At 67.0% G+C, this 14,881-nt stretch carries 13 protein-coding genes; 6 read left to right on the top strand and 7 right to left on the bottom strand.

Annotated elements, in window-relative coordinates; genetic code table 11:
- The first annotated feature begins 301 nt into the window (after positions 1–301).
- The 4 genes from DS837_RS29295 (at position 302) to DS837_RS29280 (ending at position 4,456) form a co-directional block, all read left to right on the top strand.
- Entirely contained in the window at positions 302–1,291 is a 990-nt protein-coding gene (locus DS837_RS29295) for a Bug family tripartite tricarboxylate transporter substrate binding protein (RefSeq protein ID WP_149167968.1), read from the top strand.
- A gap of 111 nt (positions 1,292–1,402) precedes the next feature.
- The gene (locus DS837_RS29290) at positions 1,403–1,894 is read left to right on the top strand and encodes a tripartite tricarboxylate transporter TctB family protein (protein WP_149167967.1); all 492 of its coding nucleotides are present in this window, start codon (positions 1,403–1,405) and stop codon (positions 1,892–1,894) included.
- On the top strand, positions 1,884–3,377 hold the full coding sequence (locus DS837_RS29285; protein ID WP_149167966.1) for a tripartite tricarboxylate transporter permease: 1,494 nt from the start codon (positions 1,884–1,886) through the stop codon (positions 3,375–3,377). Before DS837_RS29290 ends, DS837_RS29285 begins: the two co-directional genes overlap by 11 nt.
- 14 nt (positions 3,378–3,391) lie before the next feature.
- A complete protein-coding gene (locus DS837_RS29280; protein ID WP_149167965.1) occupies positions 3,392–4,456 on the top strand; it encodes an Ldh family oxidoreductase in 1,065 nt (354 codons plus the stop codon).
- 226 nt (positions 4,457–4,682) lie between these two features.
- Here the strand turns inward: DS837_RS29280 and DS837_RS29275 are convergent, their stop codons facing one another.
- Both DS837_RS29275 and DS837_RS29270 read right to left on the bottom strand, forming a co-directional pair.
- Positions 4,683–7,448 (bottom strand): PAS domain S-box protein, encoded by a 2,766-nt coding sequence (locus tag DS837_RS29275; RefSeq protein WP_247890192.1) that lies wholly within the window; start codon positions 7,446–7,448, stop codon positions 4,683–4,685.
- Positions 7,438–7,635 (bottom strand): type II toxin-antitoxin system ParD family antitoxin, encoded by a 198-nt coding sequence (locus tag DS837_RS29270; RefSeq protein WP_149167964.1) that lies wholly within the window; start codon positions 7,633–7,635, stop codon positions 7,438–7,440. The genes DS837_RS29275 and DS837_RS29270 overlap by 11 nt, the downstream gene beginning before the upstream one ends.
- 248 nt (positions 7,636–7,883) lie before the next feature.
- Here DS837_RS29270 and DS837_RS29265 point away from each other — a divergent pair, with 248 nt between their 5' ends.
- A complete protein-coding gene (locus DS837_RS29265) occupies positions 7,884–8,105 on the top strand; it encodes a hypothetical protein (RefSeq protein WP_149167963.1) in 222 nt (73 codons plus the stop codon).
- Between the two features lie 461 nt (positions 8,106–8,566).
- Entirely contained in the window at positions 8,567–9,076 is a 510-nt protein-coding gene (locus DS837_RS29260) for a DUF1003 domain-containing protein (protein ID WP_211102436.1), read from the top strand.
- Positions 9,077–9,094: 18 nt separating this feature from the next.
- Here the strand turns inward: DS837_RS29260 and DS837_RS29255 are convergent, their stop codons facing one another.
- From DS837_RS29255 to DS837_RS29235, 5 genes are read right to left on the bottom strand one after another with little or no spacing between them, the layout of a single operon-like run.
- Complete coding sequence (locus tag DS837_RS29255) at positions 9,095–10,192, bottom strand: CgeB family protein (protein WP_149167961.1); 1,098 nt, start codon at positions 10,190–10,192, stop codon at positions 9,095–9,097.
- A complete protein-coding gene (locus tag DS837_RS29250) occupies positions 10,189–11,283 on the bottom strand; it encodes a CgeB family protein (RefSeq protein ID WP_149167960.1) in 1,095 nt (364 codons plus the stop codon). Before DS837_RS29250 ends, DS837_RS29255 begins: the two co-directional genes overlap by 4 nt.
- Positions 11,280–12,404 carry a CgeB family protein gene (locus DS837_RS29245; protein ID WP_149167959.1) on the bottom strand — a complete coding sequence of 375 codons (1,125 nt, stop codon included), beginning with the start codon at positions 12,402–12,404 and terminating at the stop codon, positions 11,280–11,282. Before DS837_RS29245 ends, DS837_RS29250 begins: the two co-directional genes overlap by 4 nt.
- Positions 12,401–13,492: a glycosyltransferase family 4 protein gene (locus tag DS837_RS29240; RefSeq protein ID WP_247890191.1), complete on the bottom strand. Its 1,092-nt coding sequence runs from the start codon at positions 13,490–13,492 to the stop codon at positions 12,401–12,403. The genes DS837_RS29245 and DS837_RS29240 overlap by 4 nt, the downstream gene beginning before the upstream one ends.
- 44 nt (positions 13,493–13,536) lie before the next feature.
- Positions 13,537–14,844 (bottom strand): TIGR04295 family B12-binding domain-containing radical SAM protein, encoded by a 1,308-nt coding sequence (locus tag DS837_RS29235; RefSeq protein ID WP_149167957.1) that lies wholly within the window; start codon positions 14,842–14,844, stop codon positions 13,537–13,539.
- Positions 14,845–14,881 lie beyond the last annotated feature (37 nt).

The raw sequence follows: 14,881 nt of genomic DNA, 5'->3' as shown, positions 1-14,881 counted from the left end.
CGTTGCCAGGGCGGAGGGGGCGAGTCGTGACAGCCGCCCGCCGGAGACCGAAGACAGGGAGGAACCTGAACCCTCGCCGCCCAAACCCACGTCGGTGCTCGCCGAGGCGGAAGGCCGTGAAGGGGAAGGCGCTCGTCGGACCTCATGCTTCGGGCTGCGAGACTCCGCAGAAAGCTGCCGGGCATGGGCAGGGATCAGCGTTGCATGGGAGGATAAGAGCGGCAAGGGCCAAAAACATAAATGATTATTGCATGCATTGCTCAATTATGTCACTACGAGGGGTACGCAACGGGAGGGAAAAATGCACAAGGCACGCAAGCCGATGATTTTCAACCTGCTGGCAGGAGCCGTTCTTGCTGCGGTCTCCGGCATGAGCCAGCCCGCATTCGCGTGGCCCGAAAAGCCAATTACGATGATCATTCCGTTTTCGGCGGGCGGCGGCACGGACGCGACCGGGCGCATGCTCGCCGCCCTGATGGAGAAAGAACTCGGCACGCCCGTCAATGTGGTGAACCGGCCGGGCGGCAACGGCCTGGTCGGGCATTCGGCGATCGCCGCCGCCGCGCCGGACGGATACACCATCGGCGTCGCCACGACGGAATCCATGTCCTACAAACCGACGGGCCTCTCGCAGTTCCGGCCGACGACGGACTTCAGCGCGATCGCCGTCTACAACACCGATGCGACCTCCGTCGTCGTCACGACCGATTCCAAGTACAAGTCGCTCGCCGAACTGCTCGAGGCCATCAAGAGCGGCGAGCAGGTCCGTGTTTCAACGGGCGGCGCGTTCGGCGGCTCCTACCAGATCGCCTTCGGCCTTCTTCTGAAGGACCGTGGGGTGGACCCCATGAAGCCCACCTACGTCAGTTCACAGGGCTCGGCCCCCGGCCTCCAGGAAATGGTCGCCGGCGGCGTTGACGTGACCCTCACGACGCTCGCGGAGGCTGCCTCGCTCATCCAGGCCGGCAAGGTCCGCCCGCTCGCAGTCATCGGCGACAAGCGCAATCCCGGCTATCCCGACGTGCCTTCCACCGCGGAAGCGGTCGGTGCGACCGAGCTGAAATTCAGCTCCTGGCGAGGGGTGATGGCGCCTGCCGGACTGCCCCGGGAGGTTGCCGACAGGCTCCGTGCCGTGGTCAAGCAGGGAACTGCGTCCAAGGAGTTCAAGGAGTTCATGGGCAACAGGGGCTTCGGCGTCGCCTGGATCGAGGGCGAGGATCTCAAGTCGTTCCTTGTGACCAGCGAAGAAGAGATGGCCACGGGCCTGAAAGAGATCGGTCTCGCGAAGTAGCCGCGACCGCCTGCCCGGACCGGCGGCGCGGGGCGTCACTGCCCTGTTCCGCTATGAGGGCGCGTCTCTTCATCCCCAGTCGGTTCGTGCGCATCGAAGGAAAGCCTTCCGATGAAATTCAACGACGCCATCATAGCGGTTCTGCTGCTCGTCCTGGCGGTTGCCCTGTTCCTGGGCGCCAGGACCTTGCCCTCTTTGCCGGGGCAGTCGGTCGGTCCCGCTCTCTTTCCGATGACCATCGCGGTCGCGCTTGTGCTGACGTCCGTGGCCATTCTGCTGAACGCTGTGTCTTCAGGCCGGATGGAGCCATGGGTCGTCCTCAACGACGGCCTTTTCTCCCCGCGGACGCTTGCCTCCGTGTTCGCCGTTCCCGCATCCGTCATCGCCTACATGGCCTTCGCTGACGTTGTAGGCTTTCTCGCCGTCTCCTCAGGCATCCTCTTCGGTCTGATGATGGTCTTCAGAACGAAGGTCGGAGTTGCGGCGTCGGTGTCGGTCCTCGTTTCGACAGGCTGCTTCCTGCTGTTCCGCAGCGTCCTCATGGTCCCGCTGCCGGAGGGCGCCGTCGAGCGGCTGCTCATGGAGGTGTTCCATGCTGTCTGACGTCCTTGCCAACATCCTCACGACGCAGACGATCGTTGCGATCATCGGATCGGCGATATTCGGCCTCTTCATGGGCGCGATACCGGGCCTGACGGCGACCATGGCGACTGCGCTCCTCGTGCCGATCACCTTCTTCCTGGACCCGGTTCCTGCCGTTGCGACGATGATCACGGCCGTGGCGGTCGCGATCTTCGCCGGTGACATTCCGGGCTGCCTGCTCAGGATGCCGGGCACCCCCGCCTCGGCGGCATACACCGACGAATCTTATCTGATGGCCCGGCAGGGCGGCGCCAAGAAGGCGCTCGGCATCGGTCTTCTGTCTTCGGCGTTCGGCGGTCTCTTCGGCACGGCCGTCCTGGTCATGGTCGCTCCGTCCCTCGCCGAATTCGCGATACGTTTCAGCTCCGCCGAATATTTCTGGCTCGTGGTCCTCGGGCTGAGCTGCGCAGCCGGGATCGGGGCGAACAATCCGCTGAAAGGACTCGCGATGCTGATGCTCGGCCTGGCGATCGCCACGGTCGGCATGAACAACAACGCCGGAATCCCGAGGTTCACCTTCGGGGAGGCGGGCCTCCTGGACGGAGTGGCCCTCATCCCGATGATGGTCGGCATGTTCGCGATCTCGGAAATCCTCCGGTATGCGACCAACAGCAGGCGGGATTTCAGCGAACCCATCAAGTCCACGGGAAGCGCGATCCGGGCGTCGGCCGCGATCATCACGAAGTACCCCGTGCAGCTCCTGCGCGGCAGCGCCTTCGGGACCGTCGTCGGAGCGCTGCCGGGCGCGGGGGCGGACATAGCCGCCTGGATGTCGATGGGCGTGAGCAAGGCGCGTTCGAAAACGCCTGAGAGGTTCGGCACCGGGCACCCCGAGGGCTTGGTCGAGGCGGGCGCGGCGAACAACTCGTCACTGGCCAGCGCCTGGATCCCGGCGCTCGTCTTCGGCATCCCCGGAGATTCCATCACCGCCATCGTCATTGGCGTGCTTTACATGAAGAACCTCAATCCCGGGATGGAACTCTTCACGACGAACGCCGTGCAGCTCTACTCGCTGTTCGCGATCTTCGTCATCGCCAACCTTGTCATGATCCCCGTCGGCTGGGCGGCCATACACGGGGGCAGTGCCATAACGCGGCTTCCCAGGCGCGTGATCATGCCGTGCATCCTGATCTTCTGCATCCTCGGAAGCTTTGCCATCAACAACAGCAGCTTCGACATCGCGATCATGCTCTTCTTCGGCGTCTTCGCGTTCTTCCTGGAGGAAGCGGGCTTCCCGATCGCCCCGGCGATCCTCGGAGTGGTTCTGGGGCCGATGCTCGAAAACTACTTCGTGACCACGATGACGAGTTCGGGCGGCGACCTCACCGCGTTCCTGTCGCGCCCCATCGCCGGCACGATCGCGCTCCTCGTCGTGTGCGTCTGGGCCATCCCGCTGCTCCGGCTGTTCCGCTCGAGGCAGTCGGTTCCCGTCGTGACGAGCTGAACCGGAACATTCAAATGAACATCAAGCATCACTATGATCCCGCCGTCCTCAGGACCTTTGCGAAAGGTCTCCTTGCCGCCAAGGCCGTAGATGCCGTCATCGCGGAAACCGTCGCTGACGTGCTCGTCGAAGGCGACCTTCTCGGCCACAGCACCCACGGTCTCGCGCAGCTCTCCAGTTACCTTGGCAGCTTGGAGAAGGGGACTATGAGAGCATCGGGTACGTATGACGTCGTCAGCGACTTTCCGGCAGCCACGACGTGGGACGGGCTTTGGCTGCCCGGCCCGTGGCTGACGAAGTTGGCGTGCGACGAAGCGAGCAGGCGTGCCAGAACCTTCGGGACGGGTACGGTCGTCATCCGCCGTGCTCACCATATCGCGTGCCTTGCCGCATATCTCGAGCCGATCACTTCGGCCGGCTTGGTGTGCATCATTCAGAGCTCGGATCCTGCCGTCAGGGCCGTCGCCCCGCATGGCGGAAGCAGGCCTGTCCTGACACCGAACCCCATCGCGGTGGGCATCCCGACGGACGGCGATCCGATCCTCATCGACGTCTCGATGTCGATCGCGACGGTTGGAATGGCGAGGCGGCTTATCGCATCCGGGGAAAAGGCCCCTTTCCCTTGGCTTGTCGACGGGAAGGGCGAAGCAACCGACGATCCGAACGTGCTCGACGATAATCCGAGGGGCAGCCTGATGCTGCTCGGAGGCCTTGAGTCCGGCCACAAGGGGTTCGCCCTCGCTCTCATGGTGGAAGCCCTCACGAGCGGACTGGGCGGTCACGGCCGAGCCGACAGGCCTGAAAACTGGGGCGCGTCCGTGTTCGTCCAGGTGCTCGATCCGGAAGCCTTCGGAGGCCGGGAGGCCTTCATCCGGGAAACCAGCTTCACGGTCGGAGAATGCGTTGCAGGGCCGTCCCGGCAGGAAGCGAATCCGGTGCGGATGCCGGGCTCCGCAGGTCTGCGGCGCAAGCGGACCGCAATCGCGAACGGGCTGGTTCTGGCTCCCGGCATCGTGGATGCTTTAACGCCATGGGCCGATCGCCTAGGCGTCCCGATGCCAGCCACCCTGCCGACATGAGGTCCTGCGGATCCGCAAAGGCGTGGTCAGGCGATGGTCAACGCCTGACGATCGTGCCCCCTGATCTGCAAGGGATTGTGCCTCCCGCCGGCTGTTCAGCGTCGCCCGCTCGACCTCTGCTTGGCCGCACGAAACTTGGGAGAGCCCCTTACTCCATGCCGATCCACACGACGAGATCACGGTGGGAAGAGGCTCGACCGAACCGGCCCGATCACAAAAAGCGTTCTTATCGCCCCTGTAGCCCCTTCGCGAGCAATGCCTCCAGTCTGGCGGGATCGATTGGCTTGTGCAGCATGCGAATGCCGGTTCGCCCGGCTTCGGCCAGCCGTTCAGCCGAGGTGTCGCCGGTCACCAGAACCGTGACCGGCGTGCCGCGTCGGCGGGCTTCGCTGATGATGGCCACGCCGGTTTCTCCCGCACCCAGGGAATGATCGGCGATCAGGATGTCCGGTGCAGCCTCAAACTCCTTCAGCATGGTCCGGGCCTGCGCCAACGTGCGGGCCGTATGCACGGACACGCCCCAGCTCCCCAGTGTGACCTCCAACGCTTTCAGCACCATTGGTTCATCGTCCACCACCAGGGCGGTCCGGCCCCGCAACGTCCCGCAGAGCGCTTCCCTTCCAGCGGCTGACACCTGCGCTTCGTCTTCGGCCAACGGAAGCGTCAGGCTGAAGGTGGACCCTTTACCGGGTTCGGAGCGGACCGTCACCCGGGTCGCCAGCAGATCGGCGACCCGCTGCACGGTGGCGAGGCCGATGCCGAAGCCGCGCGCATGCTCACGGGTCGCGTTCCCGATCTGGTAATAGGGATCGAAGATGCGCTCCATCTCCTCCGGGGCGATGCCCCGCCCGGTATCGGTCACGTCGATCGCCAGCCGGTCCTCCTCGACGCGCGTCTCCACCGTGACGCCGCCCTGTTCGGTGTATTTGACGGCGTTGGAGATCAGGTTGCGCAGCACCAACTCCACCAGCAGCGGGTCGGACCGGACCGATCTGGCAGCCGGCGGCACGTGCAACCACAGCTTCGCCTCGCGCGCCGGTCCCTGGAACTCGCCGTAAAGACGCTTCAGCAACTCGTCGAGGTCGAAGACCCGCGCCTGCGCCGTGAGCAGGCCGGCGTCGAGCCGCGCCACCTCCAGCAGCCCGCTCAGCATGCCCGTCAGGCTGGTCATGCTGTCCGACAGCGGCTTCAGGAGCTCGCGCGCCTTTGGGTCGAGCGGCTGCCGCCGCAAAAGCTCGAGAAACAGGTTGGCCGCCTGCACCGGCTGGCGCAGGTCATGACTGACCGAAGCGAGGAAATTCGATTTCTCCCGGCTCGCCGCCTCGGCCGCGTCGCGTGCCTGCTGCAGCAGGGCTTCGGCGTGCTTGTGGTCGTGGATGTCGGTCGAGGTGCCGAACCAGCGGGCGATCGCACCGCTGCGCGGATCGCGGTAGGGCAGGCCGCGGACCAGGAACCAGCGGTAGTCTCCCGCTTTCGAACGGAGACGATGCTCGACGAGGTAAAGGTTGCCCGTGCGCTGCGCCTCTTGGAAGCGCTCGGCCGTCAGCGCCGCATCGTCCGGATGGATGAAGTCGGCGATGACGTCCGACACCGAGGTCGGCGCCGTCCGAGGGTCGTAAGCGACACCGGTGTAGTCGGTCCATCGCCGGTTGAAGAACTCGACCCGTCCCTCGGCGTCGGTGATCCAGACGATCTGCGGCACGGCGTCCGCCATCAGACGGAACCGAGCCTCGCTCTCGCGCAGGGCCGCTTCGGTCTCCCGCCGGGCGGTCAGATCGGCCGTGACCGCCAGGAAATGGCGCTCGTCCCCGTTGTTGCCGGGCACGATCGTGATGCCGCTGTTCGCCCAGACATACGTCCCATCGGGCCGCCGGTAGCGCTTGTCGAGCGCCACGGTCTCACCCGTCCGCAAAGCCTGTTCGATGGCGTTGCGGCTCGCCGCCAGATCATCGGGGTGGGTGACGTCGGCGACGGACAAGCCCACGACCTCCTCCCGCGGACGTCCCAGGATTCGGCAGAGTTCGTCGTTCACGCGGAGAAAGCGGCCATCCAGCGTGATCTCCGACAGACCGACCGCCGCGCGGGCGAAGAGGGCGGACAGCCGCGCCTCGCTGCGCCGCAGCGCCTCGTCGGTGTTCCGGCGGGAGGTGATGTTGCTGGCGGTCCCGAACCACTCGCAGACCTCGCCGTCCGCGTCCAGGATCGGCACCGCCCGCGAATGCGTCCATCCCAGTGATCCGTCGGCCTGCCGGACCCGATGCTCCAGATCGAAGGGGCTCTTGGTCCGGATGGCTTCCCGTATGGCGTTGAGAAGCTGCGGCTGGTCGTCCGGATGGATGTACTCCTCGAGCCACGCCTTGCTGCCGTCCGTCGTGTCGGTGAGGAAGCCGTGCCCGTCAAGCTGCCGCAGTTCCGTCCAGTCGATGTTCATGCGGTAGATGGCGTAGGAGGAGGCCTCCACCAGGGCGCGAAAGCGGCTCTCGCTGTCGCGCAAGGCGAGTTCGGTCCGCTTGCGGCTGGTCACCTCATGCACCGTCACCAGGACGCCCGCGATGGTTCCGGCATCGTTGCGGATCGGACTGTAGGTGAGGTCGAACCAGGTTTCCTCCGGGGCTCCGTTGCGCTCGATGATCAGCTTCTGGTCGTCGAACCCGCGGGATTCACCGTGGAGCACGGCCTCGTAGATCGGCCCGTTGAAGTCCCAAACCTCGGGCCAACACTCGCGGGTGGGTTGGCCGAGGGCGCGGGGATGCTTGCCGGCGATGATCTCGGCGTAGCAATCGTTGTAGATCTGGATGAGGTCAGGACCCCAGAGGACGATCATACCGAGCGGGGAAGCGAGGGTCAGGTCGACGACAACCCGCAAGGAGAGCGGCCAGTTCGCCTTCGGTCCGAGGGGCGTCGCAGCCCAATCATGGGCCCGGATCAGCGCTCCCATGCTCCCGCCGCCGCTGGGCCAATCCAACTCCGAACCGGTGGCGTCAGGGATCATGGCCGCCGCTTGGGGCAGGGGGGTGGGCATGCGACGGCGGCGACGGCGCAACACGCTCCTGAAGCAGGCGCAACCCGTCGCGCACCACCTCGCTGGCCGTCTGGTAGCGGCCGGACGCCACCAGAGTCTGGACGAAGCGGTCGAGTTCCGGGGTGAGGGAGACGCTCTGGCTGATGCGCCTGGACATGGGACCATCGCAACGGAAGGGAAGCGGTGCCACAGAGTACGACACCGGGTTGGAGCCCGGAAGTCGCCCGAAGGGCATGGTACCTCCGGTCATAGTTTTCGAACGGGGGAGGAGCGGCGGCAGTGCAGAAGACAATGCAGCGGGCGCGTCTGGGTGGCAGGCTGGGCTGGATCGGGCTTGGATCAAAGGCATTGGACCGTGAGCGTCGAGCGGTAAGGAAACAACTTCAAAGCGCGGAATACTGATCTTTGATTGAAGATCAGGCTGTGATCACACCTGAGAAGTGGCGTGAATGGCACCGATACCTTGTCGGTTGTTTGATTGCCGGAAAATGGTCGGCCCATCAGGCCGCTATGGGCGCGGCAACGCTGGACATGCGAGTTTTTGCCAAAGGCACTCCCAAGGCACTCGGCGGGGCACTTACCGCCACCCAGGCTGCGCAAAATATCGTGTCGCCGGGGTGGCGGTAAGTGCCCCGCCTGCTGTTGACGCCGGAAAAGGGGGCGTGGGTTTGGACGTGGAAACGGTCGCTCGTGAGAATAAGGGGCAGCCTCCGCCCGATGTTGTGGTGAGCAAGGTCCGGTTCGCCGGTTGGACGACCGGGCTGCAAGCCATTGCCGCGGTCCGTCGGTCGGCGTTGCGGTCATCGGCAACCTACCGCTGCACAATCCCTTTTCCTCAGGGGATCTGAAACTGCCCCAGGCCAAAGCCTCCATCGCTCCCCGGCAACAGGGGGCGACATCGAAAGCGCCATTGAGCGCAGCCTGTGGGTCGACCGCAACCCCAGTCCTGAAAGAGCAACGAGGCGAAGACGGTTCACCTAAGCAAGGCAGACGCCATGAACACACAACCGTCCCAGCATGGTGGAGATCGCGCGGAGACGTCCGCAAGCCCACCAACCTACCCGCCACCATCCCCCGGCTTGAGCGCCGTGCTCGAACGGAACATCCAGGCGCTGCACCAGCGCAGGGAACGGGAGGAGGTCGAGGCGACCGTGGAGGAGCGGATTGCCGATGCGATCACCCGCTTCACCGGCAGCATGACGTTCGTTTATCTGCATTTGGCATTCTTCGGCTTCTGGATCATCGCCAACCTGGGGTGGGTGCCCGGCGTTCCGCGCTGGGATCCCTCCTTCGTCGTTCTGGCGATGATCGCGTCCGTGGAAGCCATCTTTCTGTCCACCTTCGTGCTCATCAGCCAGAATCGGATGTCCGAGGTCGCCAGCAAGCGGGCCGATCTCGATCTGCAAATCAGCCTGTTGGCGGAGCACGAAATCACCAAGCTGACGGCCCTGGTGTCGTCCATCGCCGATCACATGGGGGTGAAGACGGACGTTGACTCCGATCTGGACGTCATCAAGCAGGATGTCGCCCCCGAAGCGGTCCTCGACCGGATCGAGGCTAAGAAGTCTTCGAAGAAGCCCGCGGACCGGGAGCCGTGATGGACTGTTTGCGCCGCCTTAGTGGAAGGGCAGGGCCGTACTGGTGCCGCAGCCGGTCCTTCGCATCGCGCCTTCCAGTTCCCGTTCCAACGTTTCCGCGCGATGCGCGGCGGTGTGGTGTTCCAGGATTCGCCGTCTGGCCCTTGCGCCCATCGCTTGGCGGGCATTTTCGTCCAGTTGGTGAAGGGCGTGCAGAACGTCACCTGAGGTGCGGGCGAGGATGATATCGCGGTCCGGCTCAAGCAGAGCGTCGAGGCCGTCCCAACAGTCGGAGATGATCGGAGTGGCGCAGGCGGCGGCCTCGAACAGCCGGACGCTGGGGCTGTGGCCGGCGCGGATCATGTCCTCGCGCGTCACGTTCAAGGTGAAGCGGCTGGCCGCGTAGAAGGCGGGATGCTCGGCTGGAGGAACATGATGCCGACGTTCGACATTTCCGGGCCAGGCGATCCCGTCGGGGTATTGCGGACCGGCGACGACGAAGCGCAGCGACGGCGCACGCCGGGCCGGCTCCAGCAGCAACCGCTCCAGCGTCGGTTGCCGGTCGGGGCTGTAGGTGCCGAGATAGCTCAGATCCCAGCGCTTGGGCGTGGGCAGGGGCGCGTAGGCGTCGGCATCCACGGAGCAATGGAGCGCGCGCGCCGCCGGAGAGCCGTAGCGGGACTCCAGCCGCTCCAGCGTCGGTCCGCCCGTGAAGGAGAAATACACGTGATAGCCGGGAATGAGGGCAGGGGTGAGATACTCCTCGTCGCCGCGATCCAGCTTCGCCAGGGTCACCGGCGTGTCGATGTCGTAGAAGGCGACGATCCCCTGCGCGGTTTCCTGCGCCCAGCGACCGACGGCGACACCGTCGGGCACGTAGGAACCGACGAGCACCGCGTCGGCCTCCTCGACCGTTCCGGCCCACCGTCGCAGGCCAGCGAGATCCTCGTAGAAGGCCAGCCGGCAATAGCCGGGATCGGCGAGATCGCGATTCTGCGCGTACCAGGGAACGTCGCGCTCCAGGAACAGGATGTCGTGGCCGCGTGCGGCGAACGCCTTGAGAAGGGCGCGGAAGGTGGTGGCGTGGCCGTTGCCCCAGGAAGAGGACAGGCTCAGCCCCAGGACGACGAGCTTCACGCCGCGCTCCTTTCCCGCAGCGCCGCCAGGGCTTCGCGCAGCAGCAGGTCCACCTCCGCGCCGCGCCGGGCGTAGGTGTGTTCCGCAAGGGTGCGCCGTCGCGCGGCATCACCGATGGCGCGGGCGCGGGCCGGCGTGAGGGCGCGCAGATGATCGGTCACGTCCTGGCCGTCGCGGGCGACCAGGATCTCCTCGTCCGGGGTGAGGAACCGTTCGACCCCCGTCCAAGCATCGGTGATCAGGCAGGCCGCCGCTCCGGCAGCCTCGAACACCCGCGTGGCGGGCGAGAAGCCGACTTCGGCCATGCTGTCGCGGGCGATGTTCAGAACCGCCAGCGCCGAGCTGTTGAAGGCGTTGTGGTCGGCGGTGCCGACATGGCCGATGTGGGTGACGTTGGCCGGCAGCCCCTTCGTCTCCCAGCCGCTGCCGCCGATGATGCAGCGCCCCTGCGGGTTGCGCGCGGCGGGCTCCAGGAAGAAGCGTTCCACCCGCTCCTCGCGGTCGGGCAGCCGGTTGCCGAGAAAGCTGAGATCGGCGGCGAACCGCGGTTGGGGCGGTGCCGGGTGGTGCGTCGCCGGGTCCAGAGCGTTGTAGATGGGGCGGCACAGGCGGGCGCCCATCGCCTCGTAGGCCGCGACCACCGGCGGGCCGCCGCCATAGGTCAGCACGGCGTCGATCCGCGGCAGCCGACGGCGCAGGGGATGGTCCGGCGCCCGCCGAAGCTCGGCCAGGGTGGCGGGGGCATCGACATCCCAATAGACACGCAGAGCGTGGGGACCGGCGGCGTCCATCACGCCGTCGAGCAACTCGTCGTCGAAGACGCCGACGCCGTTCGCCTTCACCACCACGTCGGCCTCGGCGGCGCGGGCGATCACGGTGCGGCAGGCGTCGGCGGTGGCCTCGTACACGACGACGCTGGCCCAGCCGGGCGGCTCGATGTCGCGGTGCTTCTGGCGGTCGAAGGCGTCCGGTTCGTAGAAGGTGACGTCCCAACCCCGCTTGGCGAGTTCGCTCAACATGCCGCGGTAGTAGGTGGCGGCGCCGTTCCAGTAGGAGGAAAGCAGGCTCGAACCGTAGAAGGCCATCTTCATCGGACAGGCTCCAGCATCGAAGAGGGGGTGGGCGTCCCAGCCAGAGCGGCGGCGATGGCGAGCAGCTCACCGGCGCGGTGGGCGCAGGTGTGGCGGGCGCGGATCGTTTCCAGACCGCTGCGGACCAGCGCCGCGCGGAGGTCGGCGTCGCCGTCCACGGCGCGCAGGTGGGCGGTCATACAGGCCCCGTCGCGGGCGACCAGGAAATCCGTTCCCGGCCGGAACAGACCCTCGCAATCGTTCCATGGCGCGCTGACCAGAGGGATGCCGCAGGCCAGCGCCTCGAACACGCGGATGGTCGGGATGCCTGGCAGGGATTCGACGTAGAAACGGCGCGGCACATGGACGGTGACCCGATGGCGGGCGAAGGTCGCGGGGGCGCGGACGTTGGGCAGCCAGCCCTTGTAGGCGATGCCGTGCCGCTTCAGCGTCACCAGGGCTTCGGCGGGGTAGCGCACGCCATAGACGTCCAAAGGCAGACCCGCGGCGCGGGCGGGAGCGAACAGAAAGCGCTCCAGTTCCATTGTCCGCTCGCCATCACCCCAATTGCCGATCCAAACCGCTCCGCTGCGCCGCTCCTCTCCGGGTGGCGGGTGGAACAGCCGGATGTCGGCCGCTTCGTGCCAGACGAAGACCCGATCCTCCCAGCCCCAGCGCCGGTACACGGCGGCCAGAGTTTCGCCGAAGGCCAGGACGCTGTCGTAGCCGGAGAGATCGAAGGCGGAGATGGCCTCCGGATCACTGATCGCGCGATGGTGCGTGTCGTGGAACAGCAGGAAAAAGCGACCGCCCTGCGCCCGTGCCCGGCCCACCGCCGCGACCAGAGCCGGGTCGTTCCATTCATGGACGATGACCAGATCGGCCCCGTCGCACAGCGCCGCCGCGTCGGCGTCGGCTGCGAAGGTCAGCGAGGTCAGCTCCGGATAGGCGGTCCGGTAGGGCACCAGCCCCGCTTCGCCATGATCGGCCAGCAGCTTCCGCAGGCTCCATGCGCCCTCGGGTTCATAGACGCGGACCTCATGGCCGAGGATGATCAGCTCTCGCAGGACGCCGCGCAGGAAATGGGCGTTGCCGTGGTTCCAGCAGGACGCCAGAGAATGGGTGAAATAGACGATCTTCACGCAACGGCCTCCTTGCGGGAGGGGGTGGGGGTGTGACGCTCCAGGACGCTGCGGTAGAGACTGCGCATGCCGGAGGCCATCGACTCCATGCCGTATCGCCCGGCCTTGAGCCGCGCCGCCTCGCCGAGGCGCCCGGCCTTCCGCGGATCGTCCAGCAGGTGGCGGATCGCGGCGGCGAGGGCTGCGCTGTCCCTCGGCTCCACGAAGAGTGCGGCGCCGTCCCACAGCTCGCGGAAGGTCGCGATGTCCGACAGCACCAGCGCACAGCCGGCCTGCGCGGCTTCAAGCACCGTCAGGCCGAACGGCTCGTAGAGCGCGGCGGAAGCGAAGACCGGTGCCCGCGCCAGCCAGGCCGCGACCGAAGCCGTATCCAGGCGTCCGAGCGCCGCGGCGTGACGCAGGGTCCGGCGATTCCCGCCCGGACCTTCCAGCGAGCCGGCGGCGACCACCGGCACTTTCAGCAGCGCCGCCGCCGCGTCCAGCGTTGCGATGTTCTTTCCATCGTCCCACAAGCGTCCGGCGGTGAAGACGAAACGCTCCCGTCCGCACGGCTCACCGCCCGGAGGACGGCGTCCGTTGCGCACCACGACCGGTTGCGGCAAACCGTAGGCGGCGGCGGTGGCCTGCGCGAAGGCGGCGCTCGGCGCCGCCAGCGCGTCGCAGGCCCGGTAGCCCCGCGCCAGAACCTCGATCCGCCAGAGAAAGTCGCCCGGCAGGGGGCCGCCGCGCAGGGTGGCCCACCACGTCGCCAGACAGGAATGGCAGACTCCCACGACCGGAACCGTGAATCCGGCGTCCGCCGCCAGGGCCGGGCTGTTGAGGTGGACGAGATCCACCTCCAACCGCCGAGCGAGCGCTCCCAGCGCTTCGGCACCGCGCCGGATCGCGGCCGGGTCCTCCGCCATCCAGTCCAGCGGGAGGCCGGTGTCGATCAGTTCCAGGCCGGGGATGGCGCGCGCCGCCGCGGTCTGGTCATCCTGCGGTGACGGCCCAAGCACCGCCAACGTAACGCGCAGGCCGCCTGCCGCCAGTTCCTGCGCGAGGTCGAGCGCGTAGGTCCACACTCCGCCCACGCTGTCCGCCGTCATCAACAGATGCGCGGGGGCTGGATGCGCGGGGGCTGCCGGGGGCGTCACCGGCAACCGCATGCGGCCTCCAACTCATGCAAGGGCAGGGGCTTCTCCTCCTGAATGTCGCTCAGTCGTGCGAATTGGCGCAGATAGTGCTCGTGCGCCCTTTCCCATGCCCGGTCGTCCGGTTCGCCCCACAGGCGGCGGTAATCGGGCGAGGCTGGGTAGGGGTAGAGCGGCACCGGATCGTTGGCCCAGACGCCGGCACCGTGCAGCCTCTCCCGCCATCGCGCGACGAGCCCGGCGTCGTCGCCGGCCATGGCGATCAGGTTGGCCTGGACGAAGGGCACGCTGCGCCGGGCGTGGATCAGGCGGTCGGCCAGCGCGTCGGTGCTCATGCGGCAGTTCTTGTCGAGCGCCGCGCGGCCCTCCTCGGTCAGGCTTTCCACCCCGGCCTCGATCGACACGCAGCCGGCGGCCCCAAGGAGATCCAGCAGGTCGGGCTTCCACAGGTCGATGCGGGTCTGGATGCCGAACTCGACCGGACGCTCCACCAGCGCTTCCAACAGGTCGCGGCGGGGCAGGAAGATCTCGTCGATGAAATAGACGTAGCGCACGCCGACGGCGGTCAGCCGGTCGATCTCCTCCAACACGATGGCGGTGTCGCGGCGGCGGTACTGGTCGCGGAAATCGATCTTGGCGCAGAAGGAACAGGTGTAGGGGCAGCCACGCGACGCCTCGACCTCGGCCCCCGCGCCGAGCGGTTCGGTGCCGTAGCGGTGGTGATGGTGGGGGTGGCGCTTCAGCCATTCGGCGGGCCAGGACAGCGCCGGCAGATCGACGAAGCGGCCGGCGTGCGGGCCGCCGCTGACGACGGTTCCGCCGCCGCTGCGGGAGGCCAGCGCCGGAACGCCGTCCAACCCCGGCTGGCCGGAATCCAACCGGTCGGCAAGCCGTTTCACGATCTCCTCGCATTCGCCCCGCACGACCACGTCCACGCCCAGCTTGTCCAGGGCTGCTCGGGGGGTGGTCGATCCATGCGGCCCCACCGCGACGGTCCGGCCGCCGCGTCGATCCAGCGCCAGCAGGAAATCACGGGGGATTCGCAGCTCCGGCGGGGCGCAACGCCAGAACAGGTAGGTCGGCGCGGTCGTCACCACGGTCATGCCGGGAGCGAAGCCGGCCACCCGATCCGCCAGTTCGGCGTTCGACAATCCCGTCAACGGCCCGTCGAGCAGCAGGACCTCGTGTCCGGCCTGCTCCAGCAGCGCCTTGCCGTAGCCCAGTTCAAGGGGCAGATGCGCCTCGCGGCAGCCGAAATAGATGCTGTGCGCGAAGGTCCAGGCTGGGTTGACCAACGCCACACGCATCACGTCGCCTCCACCAAGGCCGGTCCGGACCGGCGGT

The organism is Azospirillum brasilense (assembly GCF_008365405.1).
In the GTDB taxonomy this organism is placed as follows: domain Bacteria; phylum Pseudomonadota; class Alphaproteobacteria; order Azospirillales; family Azospirillaceae; genus Azospirillum; species Azospirillum brasilense_D.
Note: the sequence above shows the minus strand (reverse complement) of the source record. Positions and strands in the feature narration are given on the sequence as shown.